Below are 23,682 nucleotides of genomic sequence, written 5' to 3' on the forward strand. Positions count from 1 at the left end.
GGGTAACCCTTCAGGCAGGGTCAGGCTAATTAACTCTAAATAGGGATTGGACAAAACGTTTGGATTTTAGACGCAAAGCAAGTCCTTTTTTTGAAATCCCCCAGATATTCCGCTTGATCCATGATCTTCACCATAAACACGCCCAAGGTATTCAGCCACCGTTCAGGCCGCTATGCGTCCCGACCGGCTTGCCGCGCAGAATGGTTGGCAAAGACCGCCGGTTGGAACGCGCTGGCTACAAGTCGCAGAAGCAGCTGCAATCGTACCTCTAGAACAATATCCCGGGTATAACCGAGCGCACAGCGATCTGAACGGACCGGGATGATCTTCACCATAAACAAGCTCAAGGTATTTCAGCCGCCGTTCAGGCCGCGATGCGTCCCGACCGGCTTGCCGCACAGAATGGTTGGCAAAAACCGCCGGTCGGAACGCGCTGGCTACAAGTCGCAGAAGCAGCCGCAATCGTACCTATAGAACAATATCCCGGGTATAACTAAGCGCACAGCGATCTGAACGGACCCGGATGATTTTCACCATAAACACGCTCAAGGTATTCAGCCACCGGTCAGGCCGCTAATGCATCCCGACCGGCTTGCCGCGCAGGGTGGCCCGACGGCTTGAAAGTCCCAAAAGGAAAGTACCCCGGCATGATTCAAGCGGGGTACTTTTTTCCAGACCTGATGCACGCTATAACCCTTATGACCCGGGATAGCGTACAAATGCTGCTAATGGGCCGTCAGGGGGGCAATAATTAGCCAATACAAGGCTGCAGCTGGGAGCAATTGGGTGGCCAGGTAGGGCAAGTGTTCGTATTGCAGTTGAGCACGGTATCACAATTGTGCTGTGTCTTAAGGCAATCGATCACCGTGCAGGCAATACCACAGGTCGCTTCGCCGGTACAGCTATAATACTGACATATGGTTACGGTGCCGCCTTTGGCGCCACCGGCAAGGGCTTCACCCCCCGCCTGTAGCGGCGCTATGTTCTTTTTTTTCAATGAAAGCTTCGCGTTCAGGTGTTTCTTTTTCATTGCGCTTGATGTTTGGTAAGCTACAAAACTCCGGTAAGGCGCTGCAGCTTCCCTGCAGTACAACAACTTTTAGGGCGGATTTAGCAATACTTATAAACTAATGAAATATTTCGCACCAAATCTTTGTGTTCTTTGCGTACAACTTAGCGTCCTTTGCGGTTAACGAAGAATTTTTCCTTTGAAAAAAGGTTTCAACCAAACGGCATTGTATCGGGATACTCAATTTTCAATATTTGCCCAGCTGCTTCATCATGCCCAGCTCGTCGGTAACGCGCCAATGTTCTACAATACGACCATGGCTGATCTTTTCAATATTGATCTGCTCAACGGCGATGCGCTTACCCGTTGGCGCCATACCAAACAGGTCGCCGGTATGGGTTCCGGTCATCAGTACTCTCGCTACTACGCGATCTTCCGTTACAATAATATCTTTGATCTCATAGTGAAGATCGGGGAAGGCTTTACGGATCGCCAATACGATCGGCTTCAAGCCCTGCGGGCCAGGTTCCGGATGGGCCACAGAAGGGGTATGGTTGATATAACCCGCATCAAGTAAAGTATCCAGGGCCTCCAACCGGCCTTTATTCCAGACTTCATCAAAGTAAATCCGGATCATCCCGCGATTATGATCCAAAGTGCTCTGCTGGGCATACAGAGGACCCGTAATAGCGGGCACAACAAGCAATGCCAGCAATAAGATACGTTCTTTCATTTTTTCCTGCAAAAGAAGTACAAAACAGGGTAGGAAACATTAAAGTAGTTGAAGAATGGCCGGCAAGGCCTACATAGTCATCTGTAAGCATAAGCTATTTTTAATTGATAGCTTTATTTACAGAACCGATCTCCCATTTCAGAAGAAAGTGTTAACTTAGGTAAAAGCTATGTATCTATGTGGAGGAGTTTGAGACGGAATGTATTGATTATTGCCGTGCTGGCCGTGGCCAACATTGCCATTATGAAATACAATAAGACCCGTTATGAAAGCGACAAAAAGGTGAGCACTTTGATGATTACCGGTGCGGAAGAACCGGCAAGGGATAGCTTATCGCCGAGACCTTAGCCGGAATGAGGCATGTCTTACATGCAGACTGGCTATTGCCCTTTGGGAGCAATAGCCAGTCTGCTGAATACGCATTAAGAATTAAGTTACAAAGGCCATCCAACGATAGCCTTTGTGCGCCTTTTCGGCAATTAATTATGAGAAGCTTTGAATTTGTTTACTGCTTCTGTAAGCTTGGGCAGCACCTCGAAGGCATCGCCTACTACGCCGTAGTCTGCTGCCTTAAAGAAGGGCGCTTCCGGATCTTTATTGATCACCACTATCGTTTTGGAGCTGTTGACACCGGCAAGGTGCTGAATGGCACCTGAGATGCCTACGGCTATATAAAGATTAGGGCGTATCGTGCCACCGGTTTGTCCCACGTGCTCATGGTGAGGACGCCAGTGTGCATCGGCTACAGGACGGCTGCAGGCCAGGGTGGCTCCCAGGGCTTTTCCGAGATCTTCCAGGATGCCCCAGTTTTCGGGTCCCTTAAGACCACGACCGCCTGATACTACAAGCTCCGCTTCACTCAACGGGATCTCGCCTTTTACTACCTCTTCAGATACTTTTTTGATACCGAAATCGGCATCGCCCAGGTTAAGGTTCAGGGCTTCCACGCTCACGGCGCCATCTCCTTTGGTTACACCAAAAGTATTGGGCACCAAGGCTATCACTTTAATATCCGAATTGATCTTTACAAAAGCAAAGGCCTTACCGGAGAATACCGTTTTTTTCACCACGAAACCATTGTCGGTGCTGGGGTAGTCGATAGCGCCCGATACCAGGCCTGCTTTCAACTGGGCCGCTACGATACCGGCAACAGCCTTACCGCTTACATTGTAAGAAACAACGATCACCTTGGCATCGCTTTGCTGTGCTGCGGCGGTGATCGCTTTGGCATAAGCCCTGGCGTTGAAGCTATCGAAACGGGCATCATTGCCGTGCAGTACTTTGGTGGCGCCATATTGGCCCAACTGGTTCAGCTCATCATTGCTTACGGTGCCCAGCACCACGGCCACTACATCGCCGCCGCCAATACGCCTGGCGGTTTCTGCAGCATAGTTCACAGTTTCAAAGGCTTTCTTTTTAAAAGAACCTTGTGTATGATCGACAAATACTAATACTGACATATCTTTTGAAATTGGGAAATTTGAATTAAGGTTGACGATAGTGGTTAGATCACTTTGGCCTGACTGTGCAATGCTTCCACCAGCTCATCCATCTGGTCCACGGTAAACAGCTTTACACCTGTTTTGGCAGGAGGCATCTCATAAGATACGATCTCAGTAAGTGCATTGGCCGCCACGGGCTCCACTACGTTCAGGGGCTTGGTACGTGCCGCCATAATACCACGCATGTTGGGGATACGGGCTTCGGCCATACCCTTCTGACAGGAGATAACCATTGGAAGGGGCGCCGTATCGGTTTCTTCCCCACCTTCAATCTCCCTTTTCACCGTTACGGTTGTACCGTCTACATTGAGACTTGTAGCAAAGCCAATGTAATTGTAATCCAGTGCGCCGGCAATAGTAGCACCTACAGAGGCATTGTTATAGTCAATAGACTCTTTACCGGTAAGGATAAGATCATAGTCTTTATCCTTGGCAAAAGCAGCGATCTGGTCGGCTACCATAAACGTATCGTGGCTCTCGGCGTTGATACGGAAGGCCTGATCGCCACCCAGGGCCAGGGCCTTGCGCATTACGGCTTCGGCGCCGGCATTGCCTACAGTTACCAGGTGTATCTCAGAGGCTGTTCCTGCTTCCTTCAGCTCCAGTGCGCGCACCAGCGCGTACCACTCATCATAGGGATTAATGATGTAAGTGACACCTTGCTCGTTGAACCTGGTATTGTTGTCGGTGAACGCAATTTTAGCCGTAGTGTCCGGAGCCTGGGCAATACAAACAAGTATTTTCATTGAACGGAATATTTTTTGCTTAAAATTAAGTAGTGAAATGTGCGCAAAGATAATTAAGAAATATGATTGGCCGGTAATTTAACTGTCAAAAAAATGAACAAACGTTCATTTTTTTGACCCAGGTACAACAAAAAAGGAAGCCTGGTACAGCTTCCTTTTGATATTTTATCACATCAAGGTAGGTTACCTGCGTCCGAAAATACGCGGGCAGGTGGTTTGAATGTATTTTTTCACATTGCCAAAGGCATCGAAATAAATGGTAACAGAAAGACCGGCGGTCCAGTACCAGTCGTTGCGTTTATAATCACCGCGCTGGAACTGGTAGTTGGGATAGTTACCATCCCATTGGCGGGTTGTATTGCCGCGGTAAGACATGTCTACAGATTTTTGACCTTTATAAGCCAGCAGGGTATCCATGTTAACATACGAACGGCTTACATCGTCGAGATAGTCGGTAGAGGTATAGCGAAGTCCTACTTCGGCGGAGATCACCAATGTGTTGCCGACAAAGCATTTTACACCGCCGCCAAATGGAAAAACGGCGTTCACCAGGGGATATACTTTACGGTCGGGATACTGAGGCAGCCCCTGGCCTTCTGTGCTCAGGTTGCGCAGCACCACTTTATCGTCGTTAGCGTCTTTGGTAAAGGGGCTTCCATAGAAAGCACCGATACCGCCGAAGATATAAGGTGTGAAATGGAATTTCTCCATATCGATCGGCAGCAGGTTCAGCTCGATACCGCCATATACTTCTACCAGGTTATTGGCAAAATTCAGGTTACGGCGCTTATTGGCCGCGATCTCGGAAAGACTGTCGGCAGCGGTGACCCTGATGTAGGAGGCGCTGAAGCGGAAACCGACACTCGGGTTGATAAAATATTTATAGATGATGCCGCCGCTTGGCTTATAGGTCCTGCTGTTAGCTGTTCCGGTAGGTATCCATTTGGATTGCAGGTCGCCATAGTAATTGGCTACCCCTCCCCAAATACCGATCTCATGATGCTTTTGAGCGGAAGCAAATAGTGGAAGGGCAATAAGACAAGAAAGTAATAGTCTTTTCAAGGGAACAATTTTAGTATTTAAAAACACAGCGGCAAGTCCTTCCGGACAAGCCAATTTAATACACGATTAACAAAAGACGTTACAAATATAATTTTTAGAATCGAAAAACAAAAGCCGGGCTGATATTTTTTTAAACCGCTTACGGGCGAGCCTGCGATAGCAGCCTCTTCCGAAAGTTAATACGCCGGAGGCGCCTCCGGCGTCCGGTTTTCTGTAGCGGTAAGCGCACGGCTCGAAGCCATAGCCATGAATACATGGCGGTAATAAAGCCCATCAGAACGAAACCCAGGATCCACATTACTTTCTCTCCACCCTCCAGAAGCGGGTTACGGGCAATAAATACAATGCCCAACACCCGGTAAAGCATACCACTTAAACCCAATACCGTAGCAGCAATGAATATGCCGGGAGAAAACATGTCTCTGAGCATACTCTCCGGCAGCTGCCCTGGCGCGACCTTGTGCACTGCTTGTAGCATATCGGTGACCAGATGAATATAATAATAGACAAAAACGCCGAATGACAGCGCGGATAGTACAAAGGCTATGACGAAAAGGCGATACAGGCTCATTGCTTATTTTTTTGGATGCTAATATACGGAAAGCCATCCGGGTCCGGGGAAAAAGAGCTTATGCCCTCTGCTTTTTCTTTTACCTTTGCGCCAAATTTTTGGAATTTATGCAGTTTTCCCGCGAAGGAATATCGGACGATATGCTGAAAGCGCTTTATACCGCCATCGTAAAGCCCCGGATGATCGAAGAAAAAATGCTGATCCTGCTGCGCCAGGGCAGGGTAAGCAAATGGTTCAGCGGTATTGGCCAGGAAGCAATCGCTGTTGGCGCTACCATGGCGCTGGATGAGGACGAGTATGTAATGCCCTTGCACCGCAACCTGGGTGTATTCACTGTACGCAAAATGCCTTTTTCCAAGCTATTCCTGCAATGGCAGGGCCGCAAAGAGGGCTACAGCAAGGGGCGTGAGCGCTCTTTCCACTTTGGCAGCAACGAGCACCATATTTGCGGCATGATATCCCATCTGGGACCGCAGCTGGCTATTGCCGATGGTGTGGCGCTGGCCCATAAGCTTCGTAAGGAAGACAAAGTTTCGCTGGCTTTTTCCGGCGACGGCGGCACCAGCGAAGGCGATTTTCATGAAGCGCTGAACACTGCTGCCGTATGGGGCCTGCCTGTGATCTTTATGATCGAAAACAACGGCTATGGCCTCAGCACACCCGTCAATGAGCAATTTGTGTGCCGGCAACTGGCCGACAAAGCGGTTGGCTATGGCATGAAAGGGATCACGATCGACGGCAATAACCTGCTCGAAGTATACCGGACCGTGCAGGAAGCCCGCGAATACTGCATCAGGGAACAGAAACCGATATTGATCGAAGCGATGACCTTCCGCATGCGCGGTCATGAGGAAGCGAGCGGTACCAAATATGTACCCAAGGAGCTGTTTGAGGAATGGGGTAAGAAAGACCCGGTAAAGAACTACGAAGATTTCCTGCTGAAAGAAAAGCTGCTGGACGCCGGCGCTATTGAAAAAATAAGAGAAACTATCCAACAGGAGATCGAAGAAGGCCTGGAAATCGGCTTTGCTGCGGCCCCCATTGTGCCGGATGTAGCAGAAGAGCTGGCTGATGTTTATAAGCCTTTCCGGTCTGTAACCACCGATACTTCGGCAATGGCCCGGAGTGAGAAAAAAATGATACAAGCCCTGAGCGAGGGTATGAAGCAGGCCATGGAACGCCATGACAACCTGGTGCTGATGGGACAGGATATCGCCGAATATGGCGGCGCGTTCAAGGTAACCGAAGGATTCGTCGAGCAATTTGGCAAAGCAAGGGTACGCAATACCCCGTTGTGCGAGAGCGCGATCGTAGGTACGGCGCTTGGCCTTTCCATTAAGGGTTTCAAGTCGATGATGGAAATGCAGTTCGCCGATTTCGTAACGGTAGGCTTCAACCAGATCATCAACAACCTGGCAAAGATCTATTACCGCTGGGCCCAGCATGCCGATGTGGTGGTGCGCATGCCTACCGGCGGAGGCGTGGGCGCCGGCCCCTTTCATTCGCAAAGCAATGAGGCGTGGTTTACCCATACCCCAGGCCTCAAGGTGGTTTATCCTTCCACACCGGAAGATGCCAAAGGCTTGCTGCTGGCGGCATTTGAAGACCCCAACCCGGTTATGTTCTTTGAGCACAAGGCCCTTTACCGCAGTGTGAGCGGCATGGTACCCAGCGACTATTATACGATCGAGATCGGAAAGGCCCGCGTGGTGCAAGAAGGCGAGGAGTTAACGATCATTACCTATGGCAGCGGCGTACACTGGGCCATGGATTACGCCCGCCGGCATCCCGACCGTTCCCTGTATATACTTGACCTGCGTACGCTGCTGCCGCTCGACTATGAAGCTGTGCGTATAGCTGTCGAAGCCACGGGCAAGGTGCTGCTATTGCACGAGGACACACTTACCGGCGGCATTGGCGGCGAGCTGAGCGCCTGGATCGCCGAGCATTGCTTTGAACGGCTGGACGCTCCCGTAATGCGCTGTGCCAGCCTGGATTCGCCAGTGCCTTTCGCCGTGGAGCTGGAGCAGGCCTTCCTGGCCAAAGGGCGGCTGGACGAGGCCATCAATAAGCTGGCGCAATATTAAAAGAGATTGACCATCCACATATAGGAAACAAGCTATTTCCGGTCCTTGAGTCTGTCGAAAGGGCAACGATATTATGGTGCTTCGACAGGCTCAGCAGCCGTGAGAGAAGGCAGAATGATCCAATGTTTCCCATATGCGGATAGCCAGTTAAAGGAGATAAAAAAAACTGTGAACAGAGCCAGGCGAATCTTTCTTATGGCTAACAGATAAGGAGGATAATGAGCTGGATGAATGATTTCTTTAGAAATCATTCATCCATTTATATTTGCAGGCAGCGAAGGGGAGAAAATGATTGAAAAATCTTTTTGCCATTCAGAAAAATACGCATACCTTTGCAGTCCTTTTGGAAAAAGGCGTCACACAGATGTCTGACCAGGCAGGAAAAAATTGCATCATTTTAAGAATTAGCATATTATGAAACGTACTTATCAACCTTCGCGTCGTCGTCGTAAATCAGTTCACGGATTCCGTAAGCGCATGGAAACAGCTAACGGACGCAAAGTATTGGCTTCACGCCGCAAGAAAGGCCGTAAGAAGCTGACCGTTTCCGACGAGCTTCGCCTGAAATAAATCATTAGCTTACTTAATCCGTTCGTCTTGAGTACCCCTAGTATTCATCAACGGTTCACGCTGCAAGCTATCGAGCGATTGAAGCTGCGTAAACAGATTGAGACGCTTTTCCAAACCGGAGAGGCGTTTTCTGTTTTTCCCCTGAGACTGGTCTTCCGGCTAACCCCGGCCGGAGCGGAAGACATTGCTCCCGTGCGTGCCGGATTTAGCATACCCAAAAAAAGGATACGCAAAGCTGTGGGCCGTAACCGCATCCGGCGATTGCTCCGGGAAGCCTGGCGCCTGCAAAAGCATACCTTATACCAGGTAATTCCGGAAGGCAAACAAATGCATCTTTTTCTTATTTACAGCGGCGCCGAAAAGTTTAATTTTGAGGAGGCCTGCACCGTCGTTAAGAAGGCCATCGAGAAGCTTGCCGCCAAAGTGGCCGCGACCAAACCATGATCAGCAGGTTCTTTATATTCCTCATCCGGCTTTATCAAAAGTTCCTGTCTCCTGTATTGGGAGCACAGTGCCGCTATACGCCTACCTGCTCGCAGTATGCCGTTGAGGCCCTCAGGAAATATGGCATTTTTAAAGGCGGATGGCTGGCTTTCCGGCGTATCCTGTCCTGCAATCCCTGGGGCGGCCATGGTCACGATCCGGTTCCCTGATCCCGTTCCCGGGTGTTCTTAATTTCACATTCGTTTTTCTGAAAGTTCCGGGGCCTAATTTGTACTTTTGCCGTACATGTCTGTCGATCTTTTCTCACTTATCACCTTTATCGGTTCCTTTGCCGCAGGATTATTGGGCGCCCTCACCGGCCTGGGCGGCGGCATTGTCGTCATTCCGCTACTCTCCCTGCTGCTGCAGGTCGATCTTCATTATGCCATCGGCGCCTCGCTTATATCGGTTATCGCCACCTCTTCAGGCGCGGCTTCTGCATATGTGAAGGAAGGCATTACCAATATGCGCATCGGCATGTTCCTGGAAATAGCAACCACATTGGGAGCAGTGATTGCAGGCGCTTACCTGACCAATTACCTGCCTAAGAATGTGCTGGGCATTATCTTCGGCGCCATTCTCCTGTTTTCCGCCTTTATGTCCATACGCAAAAAGATCAGCCATGAAGATCATGGCCCTTCCGGCTACTGGGCATCCTTCTTCAAGCTGAACGGCAGCTATCCTACGGCGCAGGGCCCGAGCTTTTACACCGTACGGAATGTGATCGGCGGTTGGTTCATGATGCTGTTTGCCGGTATTATGTCGGGCCTTCTGGGCATTGGCTCCGGCGCGCTTAAAGTTATTGCCATGGACAACATTATGCGGGTGCCCTTCAAGGTATCTACTACTACCAGCAATTTCATGATCGGCGTTACGGCCGCTGCCAGTGCTGTTATCTATTTTCAGAAAGGCTATATTGTTCCCGGCATTGCAGCTCCGGTAATGCTGGGCGTGTTGCTGGGCGCCATGTTGGGCGCCAGGGTGCTGGTACGGGCGCAAACCCAGTGGCTACGCTGGGGATTCGCCGTAGTCGTCACCTTTCTCGCAGCGCAAATGATATGGAAAAGCCTTTCCGGAACAGTATAAAGGCTGGACCGGCGGCACAAAATTTACCTATATTTACAGAGCGGGTATTGGCCTATGGCTATACCCCGTCACGACTCATCTTTCACATTCAAAAACACAAGCACTATGTTGTCAAAAACGATGCAGGAGGCGCTCAATAACCAGGTTGCTATGGAGGCCGAATCTTCACAGGCTTATCTCGCTATGGCTTCCTGGGCCGAGATACAGCCCGGTCTCGATGGGATCACCGACTTCTTCTATAAGCAATCTGACGAAGAGCGGATCCATATGCTCAAGCTGATACGCTTCATCAACGAGCGGGGCGGCTTTGCTGTAGTACCACCGCTACCCCAGCCTAATATTACTTTCCAGTCGCTGAAACGGGTATTTGAAGAGCTGCTCAAGCACGAGCTGAAAGTATCGGAAAGCATCAACGATATTGTTGATTTGTCGCTTAAGGAAAAGGACTTTTCCACACACAACTTCCTTCAATGGTATGTTTCCGAGCAACTGGAAGAAGAAAGGCTGGCCCGCACGCTCAACGACAAGCTTGAGCTGGTAGGCGATGACAAAGGCGGTATCTATCTTTTCGACCGCGATATTATGCTGTTCCGCACTGCCGCAGCCAAGGATAAAACTGCCGGTGCCTGAGGCTACGGCTAATTGCCGGCTTTATAGATACTGTTGGCCTGCTGTGTGCAGGTGATGGTAAGATCATTGATACATACATGCGGGGGAAGCGTAGCGCAGTAATACACTGTATCGGCTATATCCTCCGCACGTAACGCTTCAAAGCCGTTATATACCTGCCCTGCCTTCGCGCCATCCCCTTTAAACCGTACCAGCGAGAACTCCGTTTCGGCCATTCCGGGATTAATCGAAGTCACCTTGATGCGGTGGGGCAGCAAATCGATACGCGTACTCTGGCTTATCGCGTCAACTGCAAACTTGGTGGCGCAGTACACATTACCATTCTGGTAAACGACTTTGCCGGCTGTAGAGCCGATATTGATAATGTGACCCGAGCGCTGCCGCCGCATCAGCGGCGCAATGGCGCGCGTCACATACAGCAATCCTTTTATATTGGTATCGATCATGTCGTCCCAGTCTTCCGTATCCCCTTCATCGATGCTGTTTGCACCCAGGGCCAGCCCGGCGTTATTGACCAATACATCAACCCCATGCCACTCCTGCTCTACCGCTGCCGCCAGGGCATTTACGCTTTGCTTGTCCCGCACATCGAGCCCGGTGGTTTTCACAATTATTCCGTTCTGCTGTAAGTCCTGCTGTAAAGCATCCAGGCGTTCCGTTCTCCTGCCTGTGATCCATAATTCGTTTCCGGGCAGGGCAAATTTTTCTGCAATAGCTTTTCCAAATCCGGAAGTGGCTCCGGTGATCAATACTTTCATCGGTAAGTTTAAGTGTTATTGATTGAAGCGGGCTTAACGGATCAGTGTAATGTCTCCTTTCTTGGTGACTTTGGTCCCATCGGCGGCCGTTGCGTTCAGCACCCAGAAATAGGTACCCACGTCGACCACTTTTCCGTTCTGACGACCGTCCCATGCCGGGTAGTTATCATTGACTGTTCCATACACCTGCTGGCCGTAGCGGTTAAATATGCGGAAAAAATTAATGCGGGAAAAACCCACGATACGGGGCATCAGCACATCGTTAATACCATCACCGTTGGGCGAAAACGCGTTGGGGACAAAGATCTGGCCGTAGCTAACCACCCATATCGTTATCGTATCGTTGGCCCGGCAGCCCTCTTCGCTCGTACCATGTAAAACATAGGTATAATGCCCCGTATCGGGAAAAGTAACTGAGGGGTTGGCGATATTGGGGTTATTGAGAAAATCTGTAGGGGTCCATTGATAGAACTGGCTTCCTGTACCATTGAGCGTATAAGGGTAGCCCAGCACAATGATCGTATCGTTGCCGGCAAAAGGATCGAAATAAGGCATCGGCAAAGTTTTGGTCACCACATCACGGCATCCCAGGCGGCTTTTTGAAGAAAGGGTAACTTGCTGTGGGCCACCCGGCTTGGCATATACATGAACAGGGTTTTGATCGGTAGAAGTACTGCCGTCGCCAAGACTCCAGTCCCATTTCACCACGGGGGGATAGGTAGCCGTAGAACGATCGTTGAATTGTATGGCCTCACCCGGGCACAACTTGCCTGCCCAATCGAAATCGGCATGATACTCGGGATATATTTTCACCAGACGACTAATGCTGTCGGGGCAGGTACTGCCGGCGTTTACAGTAAGCCGTACAACATAGGTTCCGGTATCGGGATATGTAAACGTAGGCTCAAAATCGGTGGAGGTGGCGCCAGGAACACCAAATTCCCAGAGATAGCTGAAGCCACCGGTACTCAGGTTCACAAAATGGACGGTAAATCCTTTACATTCCACTGTGTAGGTGTTTGGCTCATCGGGAAGCTCAGGGATATTGGCGACTACCGCTTTGGAACAATTGGTGACCACAAACTGCACATCGCGGGAAACCGTATTGATCACTGATCCATTACGCCACTCGTCCACACATACGGTAACAACAAAACGCCCCATCGCATTGGGCGTACCGGTCATAAGACCGGTAACGGGGTTGACCTGCAGGGGCGGAATACCCGACATAGGCATTGCGGCGCTATAAGGCGGCAGGTAGCTGACCGAATTATTGGCCGGTGTGGGGTCCATAGCTGCGCCATAAGGCTTGGCGTCGGTGGTAGAGCCGCCGGGGCGTGCAGAACACAGCCGGTAGCTAAGCGAATCTCCATCGGGGTCGCTTGCAGAGAAATCATAGACCAAAGGATTATTGGCACAGATGATCTGCGGCGGAAAATTTTTGAATACAGCGCTGTTATTGGGACAGGAGCCGGAAGTGAACGGCGGAATGGTCGCATAGTAGGTTACGCCTACATTACCTGGCGTAACGATATTGTTGATCGAGGCGTTGCGGCAGCAACGCTCGTATACGATCGTATAGCCTACATTGGTCGCAGGCAGGTTTACTCTGAAGCGGAACACCTGTTTACGCATACAGGTATTGGGATAATTATTGATGCAGGCATTACTGAAGTTGGGATTAACAATCTCGGTCGAAATCGCCGACACGCTGTCGGCCCTGACCAGGCTGCTACCGGAAAAAATCGAATAAAAAGCCGGATTGTCCTGAGCCAGGGCGCCCGGCTCACCATAGAGACAGTCCTGGAACAGTGTAATCGTAATTTCAAAATTATTGCCCCCGAGACACCGATAGGTGACATCGCCTCCGATCATATGCGAAGCATGGGTTATAACCGGGAAACAGACAGCCAGAAATACAATAATGGCCCCATACCATCTTCTTAAATGCTTGCTCATTTATATCACACGTCTTTTCTGTTAAGCCTTGAATAGCCGTACCTACAACAAAGGTAAGACACTAACAATAATTAAAACCGTTGGTTCTATAAAGATAAGGCCTAAGATCGAACAAAAGTATACCGGCTGACAGGTATCTGTGATCAGCGCCACGATTTCATTGTGAAAATTTGCCAATTTTCCACCCAACCTTTCTTTTTTTTAGCGGGTCATTTCTTAGGTTGGCACAGCAACTGTTTTGCAAAAGAAGGGAATTGTCTCCCCAAATTAACCGGATATTATCTTTAATTACGTTATCTTGTAGCCACCATAACGATGAGCACCGTCAGTCTAAGACCAAATATTATTATCTTTTTATGAAAAAACTGCTACTCTTATCCTTTGTCGTTCTGTCCTATTTCAATGCCCGTTCGCAGATCACTGTATCCGACGGACAAACTGCCCAGCAACTTGCCGAGATGCTGGTAGGTCAGGGGGTACAAATATCCAATCCTACGATCAACGGCACCTGCCCCGGCACAGCCCGCGGCAAATTTGACTTTACAGGCCCCAGCCTTATCGGCATCGATAGCGGTATTGTGCTTACCTGTGGCCGGGTGGTAACCTCCGGCACCAACTTTGGCGTGAATGCCACCTACAATGATTTTGCCAACAATCAATTTTCTACAGGCTTTCCCGGCGCTCCCGGAGATGACGACCTGACCGCCCTTGCCAATCAATACACGGGCGCAGTTACAGGGACCAATGATGCCTGTGTGCTGGAATTTGACTTTATTCCTTCGGGCGATACGGTAAAATTTGATTATGTATTTGCCTCCGAAGAGTACAACTGCCCTACCTGTAATGGTTTTGGCTGGAACTACAATTGCAGCATCAACGACGTTTTCGGCTTTTTCATATCCGGTCCCGGCTATGCCACCCCCACCAATATTGCCCTGGTGCCCGGCACCAATGTGATGGTAGGTGTAAGTACGGTTAACGACGGTGTTCCCGGCTTCCCCAATACACCAGATCCCTGTTTTGCCAATACCTTTGGCGCAGGCCCTTATACCGGTTTTTACAATAGCAATGCCGGCGGCACTGTGATCTCTTATACCGGCTATACCGACGTATTCACCGCTGTGGCCAAAGTACAACCCTGTATGAGTTATCATTTGAAGCTGGCTATAGCCGACTATAGCGATGCTTCCTACGATTCCGGTGTATTTATCAAAGCCGGCAGTCTCATGACGACCAAGGTAAAACTGACCCCCGCTACCGGTGGCGGTCAGAATAACGAGAAGGCCCACTCCGTAAGGGGCTGTAAGCCTGCCAAAATAGCTTTCGGACGCAGCACCTGCGACTCCACAGTATCCCTTACCTATCAGCTGCAGCTCGGTGGTACTGCTGTAAATGGCGTGGATTATGCTACCCTGCCCAACACCTTTACCATTCCTGCCAATACCAATACCGACACAATGATCATCCAGGCGAAGAATGTGCAATATCCTTCTGGTAACCCTTTATTTGTAACTGTCGGTGTTTACAACCCCGATTCTGTTGCAGCCGGTGCACCCAATCCGCCTATCGTATCCCGTGATACCGTATGGATCTATGATTCGCTTTATGTGAATATTCCTACCGATCCCATGGTGAAATGCCCCAGGGATACTTTCCGGATCAATAGCGAAATGGCCGCAGGCCTTAACTACTCCTGGTCGCCCGCTGCACTGATCCTGGATCCCAGCCTGCAGAACATCAAGACAGTACCTTCGGTAACAACACCTTATAAGATCACGGTGACCCAGCCCGGCGCCCCGGCCACCTGTCCACCAGTAAGCCGCACTTATGTAGCTGTGGTCGAGCCTATACCACAAATAACGTTGGTTAAAGAGCGTACCGAGTGTCTGCCCGATTCGCTCAATATCAACCTGTACGCTGAACCCGGCAATATTAACTATACCTGGAGCTGGACGCCGGCCGATTACCTGAGAGACGATTTCTCGCCCAACAATAAGTTCTACGCGGCGCCAGGCGACTACAAATATGTGGTTACGGCCACAACGCCGGTAGCGCATTGCAGCAATAAGGACAGCATGCTGATCCATGTGGTGCCTCCCTTCGAATTTGAGTCGGTGACCCCGGTGGATACAACGATTCATTATGGCGACCAGATCAAGCTAAGCTCCAGGAGCGAAGCGATCTACTGGCAATGGGATCCGGTGACCTACCTGAGCGATGCGCTGGCCAGGGAGCCATTGGCAACGCCGCTGGAAGACATGCAATACAGGCTTATTGGCATGAACCAATATGGCTGTACCGATACGGCGCTTGTAAAGATCAAGGTGGAATACGATACCCGCAGCGGCATGCCCAATGCCTTCTCTCCCAATGGAGACGGTATGAATGATGTGTTCAAGATCCAGAACCTGCGCTTCGACAAAATGACCGAGTTCAGGATATTCAACCGCTGGGGACGCCAGGTATTTGAGACCAACATACCGACTAAGGGTTGGGATGGTACGATAAACGGCAAACCCGCAGCGCCCGATGTATATTATTATTTAATCAAGCTCACATTGCCCGGCGGTGTACCCAAGGTATTGAAAGGCGATGTGACCCTGGTAAGGTAACTCCCGCAAACATCAAAAATGAAACCAGCGGCCGGATCAGTTCCGGCCGCTTTTTTGGGGGCAAAAAAAAATTTTTCTCATTACAAAAAATCATTACCTTTGCAGGCCAAAATTTCTTATAAAAAGGAGGACTTTAACTTGGAAGAAAACCTAATTGTTAACACTCAAAACAACGCGCATGACGATTTCGATTGGAACGTCGATAAGCGCAACGTAGCTTCTTATCCCAAAGAAGTACGCGAACAGCTTGAAAAAAGCTACGAAGGAACCTTCAAAACCATCCAGGAATCTGAACTGATCCAGGGTACGATTGTAGGTCTTACAAAAACCGATGCTATTGTAAACATTGGTTTTAAATCAGACGGTCTGGTATCACTGAACGAGTTCCGTGATATTCCCAACCTGAAAATCGGCGACGAGATCGAAGTTCTGGTTCTGGAAAAAGAAGACCGTGATGGTCAGCTGAGCCTCAGCCGCCGCCAGGCGCGCCAGGTACGCAGCTGGCAGAATGTGGTGGATTATTTCAAATCCGGCGAAGTGGTTACCGGTACAATTACTTCCAAAACCAAAGGCGGCCTTATTGTGGACGTTAATGGTCTGGAAACCTTCCTGCCCGGCTCACAGATCGACGTTAAGCCTGTTACAGACTACGATCAATATGTGGGTAAGACCATGGACTTCAAGGTAGTAAAAATTAATGAGCAGATCCGCAATGCCGTGGTATCTCACAAGGCGCTTATCGAAAGCGACCTGGAGCAACAGCGTGGCGAGATCATGTCCAAACTGGAGAAAGGCCAGGTGCTCGAAGGAACCATCAAAAATGTTACCGATTTCGGTGCATTCGTGGATCTGGGCGGCGTAGACGGCCTGCTCTATATTACCGATATCAGCTGGGGTCGTATCTCTCACCCGAACGAAGTGCTGAGCAACGGCCAGAAACTGAACGTTGTGGTACTTGACTTCGATGATGAGAAAAAACGTATCAGCCTCGGTCTGAAACAATTGACTCCTCACCCCTGGGATAACCTGCCTGAAGAGATCCAGGAAGGCGCTACCGTAAAGGGCAAAGTAGTGAATATCGAAGATTATGGTGCATTCCTCGAAGTGCTGCCCGGCGTAGAAGGCCTGGTACACGTATCAGAGATCACCTGGAGCAGCCAGCCGATCAATGCCAAGGAATTCTTCAAGATGGCTGATGAGTACAGCGCAAGGGTTGTGACCCTCGACAAAGAGGAGCGCAAAATGAGCCTGTCTATCAAGCAGCTGACCGATGATCCCTGGGGCGCTATCGAGGAGAAATTCCCCATCGACAGCCGTCACAAAGGCATCGTGAAGAACATTACTCCTTATGGTGTATTCGTAGAGCTGGAAACCGGCATTGGCGGCATGATCCATATCAGCGACCTGAGCTGGACCAAGCGTTACAACCACCCCAGCGAGTTTACCAAAGTCGGCGACCAGATCGAGGTAAGCATCCTGAGCATCGATAAGGAAAACCGCAAGTTGTCCCTCGGACACAAGCAACTGGAAGATGATCCCTGGAACACTTTCGAAAGTGTATTCCCCATCGGCTCTCATCATGAAGGTACCGTGATCCGTAAAGATGACAAAGGCGCTGTTGTACAGCTGCAATATGGCCTGGAAGCATTTGCTCCTGCCCGTCACCTGCGTAAGGAAGACGAAGGCACTGTAAGTTTGGACGAAACGCTGCCTTTCGTGATCATCGAGTTTGATCGCAACGACAAGCGCATCATGGTATCACACAGCAAGGTTTGGGAACAATCCAGGGCCGACGAAAGGGAAGCTGAGCACAAAGCCAACCAGGCCGATGCTGAGAACACCAAGAAAGCGGTTAAAAACATCCAGTCCAAAGTAGAAAAAGCTACACTGGGCGATCTGGGTGCACTGGCCGACCTGAAAAACAAAATGAAGAACGAAGAAGAAGGAAAATAATTCCGGAAACCCGTTTTAAAGTAGGTAAAAATGAACCCGCCCTGTTTAAACAGGGCGGGTTTTTATTTCGCAGGATGGGGTTTGCTAATACTGAGCAGAACATCTTAGCTTCGGCGCAATGCCTTCGTCTTTGCCTGGCAGTACATTCTTTACCTCGTTATGTTCGCAGCATCATCGTCGCTGTGTTTTCAATCCACCCTGCCGGGACCGGTACTGCCATCGTAGGTTACCAGCAACAACCGTTCCTGAATATCCGGGTAAAAAATAAGGTTATTTGCTTCTGTTATCCGGTATTCCTCTTTAATACGCAATGCCAGTAAACCGGCTATAGAAAAAGTAAACATTCCTCTTGTTCATCGCCTTTATCAGAGTGGAGATAAGCGAAGACCGTGCCGACGGGCGAAACTTTGCATTGCTGCCCTATCCTGCCAGCCGACACGGAACAGGACGACTTCCCTTAGTCTTTACCCGGTTGTATATTCTTAGCCTCACTGCTTGTAGTATAATCATCACCGCCTTCGATCACCATATCGAATTTGATGCTGCCTCCGTTGCCGCTTGATGGCACTACACTCTTCACCCGGATAAAACCACGAACCGTATTGTTCAGCTGGATCATATAAATTTCTCCATTGCCCGGAACAACAAAGCTGCCGGCCGACAGATCCGTCTCGCCCCCGTTGAAGTAGACAAACCGGCTATTGAAATCGCTCCAGCTACGGCTTGAAGCCAATGCTTCAAATTCGCTCAGGCTCATATACGTTCCGTTTCTATAAGCACGGTCGATTTCCCCGGTATTCAGATTGGCTTGCGCCCAATGATCGATACCGCCTGGATTTTGTACAAACAGCCGATTGGTTTCAATGTCGGTGTATGCCGACGCGCTACGTCCGTTCCCCGGAAAAGTAAACACTACATAATTGGCGCCATATTGTGTATAGTACATCATTGACAAAAATTCCTGTTGGGTTTGTGCTTCCCCTACAGCTACCACTTGTCCGTTCTGGGTTTTCAGGAAATGTCCGATGCCATGGTTTTCCTGGTCGCCCAACATGACGTCTTTATACACTTTAACCCAGTGTTGCTTTTCGGCAGGAGGCGCAGGAGCGGCATCGCTTTTTTTATTACAGGAAGAGAAGATACCTGCTGCTGTCAGGAGCAACATAGTACCGAGGGACGATTTGAAGAAAATTGTTTTCATGCGTTTGCATTTTTATGATTAAAAGGGTTTGCAGGTCAAAAGTATCCCCGACAGCGTAAGGGGCTAACGATAATCGCCGAATGGCATTTTATAATCGCCGAACGATCATTTCATCATAATTATGACCTGCAAAGGGCCGGTAACCGGCCCTTCCGGGTGGTATCCTTTATTATAGACCGGCGGATGGAAATATGTTCTTGCCAGGATGTAAGCAGGCCCAGGGCAACAAGAAGAAGATAATAAAGAAGGGGTATCGTTGAAGTGAAATAAATATTCACGGCACGAAAGATGGCCGGCAAAGAAACACCATTAATGCAGGGGGATGCTTAGCACAACTTTCGTTCCTGTTGTGCCATCTGCAGCAAACCATAAGCCGATGCCTGCTTTCCCGGCCAGTTCGTGTACCAGCTTTAGCCCAAGACCGGACAAGGAGGTATAGTCTTCCTTAGCCGTCAGCACCCTTTCATAATCCAGCTGGGTAAAGCTATCCCCTTTATTAGTTATGAAAAGTAGTCCGCAACCGGCTTTTTGCTCATAACCTATCTGCACACTGCCATGAGCAGGTGCAGCCTTAACTGCATTCTGAAGTAGGTTCCTGAGAATTGTTTGTAGAAAATAAGGATCGGTTTGTACCGTTGTATTATCCGGTATATCGCCAATCACGCTTATGTGCCTGGCCTCCATATTCAGGCGTAGCAAAGCGAAGCATTGATCCAGCAAAGGTTTTAGCGTAGTGGGCTGTTTATCGGGAACAAAGGCATTCATTTGCGTTTTGGACCAAAGCAGGAGGTCCTCCATGGTTTCCAGAAGCGAGCCGGTAGCCATTTGTATCTTATCGCTTAAACGGGTCTTTTGCGCCTCAGTCAGCCGGTCCGGATCAAGCTGCTGCAATTTCAGGAACTGGTATACCTGGTTGATAGGCGACCGCAGATCGTGACTGATAATGCCAAACAACCGGGCTTTGGTACGGTTAGCTTCTTCAAGTTCATTATTCATTTGTCCCAGCTTCCTGTTTTTATCATCCAGCACATCGGCAGTCCGCTTTTTGTTACGATAAATGATCATGAGCAGCAAAGCCACTAATCCTGACAAGGAAAGCCCTGCGATGAGCCAGAGCCTTTGCCTGCCGGCGTAGGCAAGTTGTATCTTCTGACCTTCTATTTGCTGCTGCTTGTCTTTGTTCTGGTATCTTGCTTCGGCGTTGGCAATACTTTGCTTCGCGGCCTGGGTGGTAATAGAATCATGTATGGGATCGTATTTGCGATAGTATTCATAAGCTTGCTGCCACTGCCCCAGCGCGCCATAACACTGGGCCATGGTCTGTAATAAATAGGCATAGGTTTCTTTACTTTGATCACGGCAAAAAGGCTCTGCGGCCCGGAGCAAAGGCAACGCTTTGGCATATTCCCCCCGAAAGACCAATACCCGGCCCATCATGAAATTCACTTCTGCGGTATATACCTCATCCTTCAGGCCGGCAACAAGCTTACGGGCCCTGCTTACATATATCCAGGCATTCCCCGTGTCTTTATGTTGCAGATAATAATCTGTAAAAGAAAGATCGACCGCTACACGCTGATACCATTGATCAGCAACAGGATTTTGTTCAGTACCCATTTGCGTCAGGCTATCATAATATAGCTTTGAGGCGGCCATATCATCTAAACCCAGTGAAGCCGCTATTATGGTGCTATAATAATGGACCACACCACTTTTGTAATCATAAAAGTAGGGACGCGCCTGTCTTATATATTCCAATGCCTTTGCGGGCTGCTCCATTGCCAGATAAGCTTCCCCTACAGCAATAAAGGCCACGCCGTAATTGGCGGTATCATCACCTGAAAACTTACCCTGCTTCATCAGCCGGGTCGATATATCCAGATCAGACAATTTATACTGCACTGCCTTTTCATACATACCCAATTCATTATAGTAGGTAGCCAGGTGTGTATAAAGATCAGACTTGATGACATCGGAGTGCGTGGTGTCTAAAATGTATTGTACCTGCAGCGCCGTTTTGTCCCTTTTATCTGCATATCCGGGTGTATTGGAATAAAGCAGCAGCAACTGGTTTAAAGCCGATCTTATCTTCTGAGCATCACGCCCTTCCCTGGCATAATAAAGAGATAGTTCCATATAGTGTATCGCGCTGTCGTTACCTGCAGTAATGCCCCAATAACCAGAACCGATGTAAAATGAAAAACGGGTCAAATGATAAAAATCACCAGAAGGAGATAAATGCAGTCCCAGGCGCGCTACTGTTATCATATCGGCCGCAGGACCCTCTCTTAAACCACCACACGCTGTCAGTAAGGCTTCCAGCTTTGCCTGGATAGTCTTGTACCCGGAAAGATCGGGAACAGGATTTCCCTTTTGCCCCCGCAAAGCAAAAGAGAACAACAACAACGATACAATCAGGGATTTCCGTAGCATAAGCTATTTAAAGAATTAAAGCACGCAACGCTTTACGATACGTTTTACTTACCGGAAGCAGGATATCATTATAAATGGCAACTTCATGCCCGCTGACCTTTTGAATTTTATCAATGGCTACCGCATAACTCCGATGCACACGCAGAAAGCGCTTCAACGGCAACTGCTCCAGGAACCGGGAGAGGTTGACCAAGGTCATATACTGTTTTCCGTCCAATACCAGCTTGGTATAATCCTGCATGGCCTCCAGGTAAACAATATCACCTACGGGCAACCGCACCTGGTCGTGTCCCTGCTTAATCGTGATGGTCTCCTCGCTCACAATAACATCGTAAGCCGCAGATTTTTGCTTTAACTCCCAATATTCAGTGATCTTTTGCACGGTGTGGGCAAACCGCGCTTCTGTAGGCGGCTTAAGAATGTAATCCAGGGCGGATAGCTCAAAGCCCTCGATCGCAAAATCGGGATAGGAAGTAATCAATACCGCCATGGGTACAATATCCCGTACCGTTCTCAGCAACTCAATACCTGTAGCGCCGGGCATCTCCACATCCAGGAAAACCAATTGTGGTTTCAGCGACTTAATTCCTTCCAGGGCTTCCAGCGCGTGTTCATAGCTTCCGGCAAGGCTGAGTGAGGGATAGTTTGCCGCAAGCATTTCAATCATGATACGATCTACCTCGTTATCATCTACAATAAGATAGCGTATGTGGGGAAAACTCATGGTATCCGGGTATTTTATAGGGTCTTTCAAAAGTATTCAAATTTTTACTATAAAAAAATAAGGAACAAACCAGCCAAACGCAATATCTTGCAACGTTTTTGCACCCGACCATCAGGACCTATGAAACGTTACAAAAACCTACTCTTCTACGTCATTACCGTTGCCGCCGCGATCGTGCTGATCTGGATGACCATTGACCAGGGCAGCCTGCTTCAGTCGGGCAAAAACATCCCCTCCCTTATCGAGAGCAAACGACCAACCGGCCAGCCATTTACCGCAGTGCTCAAGGCCAATGTACAGGCCCCGCTAACGATCCTGCTGCTGCAAATCACTACGATACTTGTCGCCGGCCGCCTTATGGGTTATATCTGCCGAAGGCTCAAGCAACCTGCTGTTATTGGTGAAATGATCGCCGGAATATTGCTGGGCACTTCCTTTCTGGGTCATTACCTGCCCGGCGTATCTCATTTCCTGTTCCCGCCCCAGTCGCTGGGCACGCTCAACCTGCTCAGCCAGGTGGGTCTCGTATTGTTCATGTTCATTGTAGGCCTGGAGCTGGACCTGGGCTTGCTTAAGGGCAAGACCAATACGGCCGTGGTGATCAGCCATGCCAGCATCGTCGCTCCCTTTACTCTGGGAGTAGGCCTGGCTTACTTCACGTATAGCAAGCATGCGCCACAGGGTGTGCAGTTCTTGTCTTACGCACTCTTCGTCGGCATTTCTATGAGCATTACCGCCTTTCCGGTGCTGGCCAGGATCATTCAGGAACGGAAGCTGGCCAAGACCAACCTGGGTACGCTTGCCATTACCTGCGCTGCTGCCGACGACGTAACAGCGTGGTGCATCCTGGCCCTGGTGATCGCAGTGGTAAAAGCCGGCAGCATCTGGAGCGCTACCTATACCATACTGCTGTCGGTTGCGTATGTATTGCTGATGCTGAAAGTGGTAAAACCATTACTAAGCAAGCCGATGAAGCAACAGGAAGCGGCTAAGATACCCGCCGGGGTGCTGGCCATATACCTCATCGTGCTCATTGCCTCTGCTTATCTTACCGACGCCATAGGCATCCATGCCTTGTTTGGCGCATTTATGGCAGGCATTGTGATGCCTGCCGATATGCGTATCCGCAACTTTATTATTGAAAAAATAGAGAGCGTCGCTTTGTTCCTGCTGCTTCCTTTATTCTTCGTCTCCACCGGCCTGCGCACTGAGATAGGCCTGCTCAACAGTACCGGTTTATGGTTGCTATGCCTGCTGGTGATCGTGATTGCCGTTGTGGCCAAGTTTGGCGTCAGCGCCCTTGCGGCCCGGTTTACCGGTCAGAGCTGGAGCGAAAGCCTCAAACTGGGTGCTTTAATGAATACACGCGGCCTTACCGAGCTGGTTGTGCTTAATATCGGCTACGACCTGGGGGTAATCACACCACAGGTCTTTACCATATTGGTGATTATGGCCCTGGTTACTACCGTGATGACCGGCCCCCTGCTGGACCTGATCCATAAAATTTACAAAAACGAAACAGCTGGTCACCCGATAGGGTCAGCTGTCTGACGATTATGCGGG

The 23,682-nt window shown here is 49.6% G+C and carries 22 protein-coding genes; 10 read left to right on the forward strand and 12 right to left on the reverse strand.

Going from position 1 to position 23,682, the window contains the following annotated elements; all coding sequences use genetic code 11:
• Nucleotides 1–751 precede the first annotated feature (751 nt).
• Both DZK30_RS06985 and DZK30_RS06990 read right to left on the reverse strand, forming a co-directional pair.
• The gene (locus tag DZK30_RS06985; protein ID WP_118973416.1) at nucleotides 752–1,030 is read right to left on the reverse strand and encodes a class I lanthipeptide; all 279 of its coding nucleotides are present in this window, start codon (nucleotides 1,028–1,030) and stop codon (nucleotides 752–754) included.
• Between the two features lie 226 nt (nucleotides 1,031–1,256).
• On the reverse strand, nucleotides 1,257–1,742 hold the full coding sequence (locus DZK30_RS06990) for an ester cyclase (RefSeq protein ID WP_118973417.1): 486 nt from the start codon (nucleotides 1,740–1,742) through the stop codon (nucleotides 1,257–1,259).
• 177 nt (nucleotides 1,743–1,919) lie between these two features.
• On the opposite strand from DZK30_RS06990, the gene DZK30_RS25730 reads away from it, so the two are divergent.
• A complete protein-coding gene (locus tag DZK30_RS25730; protein ID WP_162902914.1) occupies nucleotides 1,920–2,090 on the forward strand; it encodes a hypothetical protein in 171 nt (56 codons plus the stop codon).
• Between the two features lie 131 nt (nucleotides 2,091–2,221).
• On the opposite strand, the gene DZK30_RS06995 is transcribed toward DZK30_RS25730, so the two are convergent.
• From DZK30_RS06995 to DZK30_RS07010, 4 genes are all read right to left on the reverse strand, one after another.
• Entirely contained in the window at nucleotides 2,222–3,202 is a 981-nt protein-coding gene (locus DZK30_RS06995; protein WP_118973418.1) for an electron transfer flavoprotein subunit alpha/FixB family protein, read from the reverse strand.
• Nucleotides 3,203–3,246: 44 nt separating this feature from the next.
• Entirely contained in the window at nucleotides 3,247–3,990 is a 744-nt protein-coding gene (locus tag DZK30_RS07000) for an electron transfer flavoprotein subunit beta/FixA family protein (protein WP_118973419.1), read from the reverse strand.
• Nucleotides 3,991–4,173: 183 nt separating this feature from the next.
• Nucleotides 4,174–5,052 (reverse strand): type IX secretion system protein PorG, encoded by an 879-nt coding sequence (porG, locus tag DZK30_RS07005; RefSeq protein WP_162902915.1) that lies wholly within the window; start codon nucleotides 5,050–5,052, stop codon nucleotides 4,174–4,176.
• Nucleotides 5,053–5,191: 139 nt separating this feature from the next.
• Nucleotides 5,192–5,623 carry a hypothetical protein gene (locus DZK30_RS07010; RefSeq protein WP_118973421.1) on the reverse strand — a complete coding sequence of 144 codons (432 nt, stop codon included), beginning with the start codon at nucleotides 5,621–5,623 and terminating at the stop codon, nucleotides 5,192–5,194.
• A gap of 107 nt (nucleotides 5,624–5,730) precedes the next feature.
• On the opposite strand from DZK30_RS07010, the gene DZK30_RS07015 reads away from it, so the two are divergent.
• The 6 genes from DZK30_RS07015 (at nucleotide 5,731) to DZK30_RS07040 (ending at nucleotide 10,479) form a co-directional block, all read left to right on the forward strand.
• Complete coding sequence (locus tag DZK30_RS07015) at nucleotides 5,731–7,710, forward strand: alpha-ketoacid dehydrogenase subunit alpha/beta (protein ID WP_118974006.1); 1,980 nt, start codon at nucleotides 5,731–5,733, stop codon at nucleotides 7,708–7,710.
• 414 nt (nucleotides 7,711–8,124) lie between these two features.
• Entirely contained in the window at nucleotides 8,125–8,280 is a 156-nt protein-coding gene (rpmH, locus tag DZK30_RS07020; protein WP_118973422.1) for a 50S ribosomal protein L34, read from the forward strand.
• Between the two features lie 27 nt (nucleotides 8,281–8,307).
• Nucleotides 8,308–8,724 (forward strand): ribonuclease P protein component, encoded by a 417-nt coding sequence (rnpA, locus tag DZK30_RS07025; protein WP_162902916.1) that lies wholly within the window; start codon nucleotides 8,308–8,310, stop codon nucleotides 8,722–8,724.
• Entirely contained in the window at nucleotides 8,721–8,933 is a 213-nt protein-coding gene (gene yidD, locus DZK30_RS07030) for a membrane protein insertion efficiency factor YidD (protein WP_118973424.1), read from the forward strand. The genes rnpA and yidD overlap by 4 nt, the downstream gene beginning before the upstream one ends.
• Before the next feature lie 76 nt (nucleotides 8,934–9,009).
• Nucleotides 9,010–9,849, forward strand: a complete 840-nt coding sequence (locus DZK30_RS07035) for a sulfite exporter TauE/SafE family protein (protein ID WP_118973425.1) — start codon at nucleotides 9,010–9,012, stop codon at nucleotides 9,847–9,849.
• A 105-nt stretch (nucleotides 9,850–9,954) separates the two neighbouring features.
• Nucleotides 9,955–10,479 carry a ferritin gene (locus tag DZK30_RS07040; RefSeq protein WP_118973426.1) on the forward strand — a complete coding sequence of 175 codons (525 nt, stop codon included), beginning with the start codon at nucleotides 9,955–9,957 and terminating at the stop codon, nucleotides 10,477–10,479.
• Nucleotides 10,480–10,487: 8 nt separating this feature from the next.
• On the opposite strand, the gene DZK30_RS07045 is transcribed toward DZK30_RS07040, so the two are convergent.
• Nucleotides 10,488–11,237 carry an SDR family NAD(P)-dependent oxidoreductase gene (locus DZK30_RS07045; protein WP_118973427.1) on the reverse strand — a complete coding sequence of 250 codons (750 nt, stop codon included), beginning with the start codon at nucleotides 11,235–11,237 and terminating at the stop codon, nucleotides 10,488–10,490.
• A gap of 33 nt (nucleotides 11,238–11,270) precedes the next feature.
• On the reverse strand, nucleotides 11,271–13,196 hold the full coding sequence (locus DZK30_RS07050) for a PKD domain-containing protein (RefSeq protein WP_118973428.1): 1,926 nt from the start codon (nucleotides 13,194–13,196) through the stop codon (nucleotides 11,271–11,273).
• 356 nt (nucleotides 13,197–13,552) lie between these two features.
• Between DZK30_RS07050 and DZK30_RS07055 the strand changes: the two genes are divergently transcribed.
• Both DZK30_RS07055 and rpsA read left to right on the forward strand, forming a co-directional pair.
• The gene (locus DZK30_RS07055; RefSeq protein WP_118973429.1) at nucleotides 13,553–15,808 is read left to right on the forward strand and encodes a choice-of-anchor L domain-containing protein; all 2,256 of its coding nucleotides are present in this window, start codon (nucleotides 13,553–13,555) and stop codon (nucleotides 15,806–15,808) included.
• Between the two features lie 138 nt (nucleotides 15,809–15,946).
• Entirely contained in the window at nucleotides 15,947–17,761 is a 1,815-nt protein-coding gene (gene rpsA, locus DZK30_RS07060; protein ID WP_240432879.1) for a 30S ribosomal protein S1, read from the forward strand.
• A gap of 188 nt (nucleotides 17,762–17,949) precedes the next feature.
• Here rpsA and DZK30_RS25735 read toward each other — a convergent pair whose 3' ends face one another.
• From DZK30_RS25735 to DZK30_RS07075, 4 genes are all read right to left on the reverse strand, one after another.
• Entirely contained in the window at nucleotides 17,950–18,105 is a 156-nt protein-coding gene (locus DZK30_RS25735; RefSeq protein WP_162902917.1) for a hypothetical protein, read from the reverse strand.
• Nucleotides 18,106–18,218: 113 nt separating this feature from the next.
• A complete protein-coding gene (locus DZK30_RS07065) occupies nucleotides 18,219–18,962 on the reverse strand; it encodes a hypothetical protein (protein WP_162902918.1) in 744 nt (247 codons plus the stop codon).
• 309 nt (nucleotides 18,963–19,271) lie between these two features.
• Complete coding sequence (locus tag DZK30_RS07070; protein WP_118973432.1) at nucleotides 19,272–21,395, reverse strand: tetratricopeptide repeat-containing sensor histidine kinase; 2,124 nt, start codon at nucleotides 21,393–21,395, stop codon at nucleotides 19,272–19,274.
• A gap of 7 nt (nucleotides 21,396–21,402) precedes the next feature.
• Entirely contained in the window at nucleotides 21,403–22,119 is a 717-nt protein-coding gene (locus tag DZK30_RS07075) for a LytR/AlgR family response regulator transcription factor (RefSeq protein WP_162902919.1), read from the reverse strand.
• A 120-nt stretch (nucleotides 22,120–22,239) separates the two neighbouring features.
• On the opposite strand from DZK30_RS07075, the gene DZK30_RS07080 reads away from it, so the two are divergent.
• Nucleotides 22,240–23,670: a cation:proton antiporter gene (locus DZK30_RS07080; RefSeq protein WP_118973434.1), complete on the forward strand. Its 1,431-nt coding sequence runs from the start codon at nucleotides 22,240–22,242 to the stop codon at nucleotides 23,668–23,670.
• Nucleotides 23,671–23,682 lie beyond the last annotated feature (12 nt).

Origin of the sequence: Taibaiella koreensis (assembly GCF_003545715.1) — a bacterium.
GTDB lineage: Bacteria > Bacteroidota > Bacteroidia > Chitinophagales > Chitinophagaceae > Taibaiella > Taibaiella koreensis.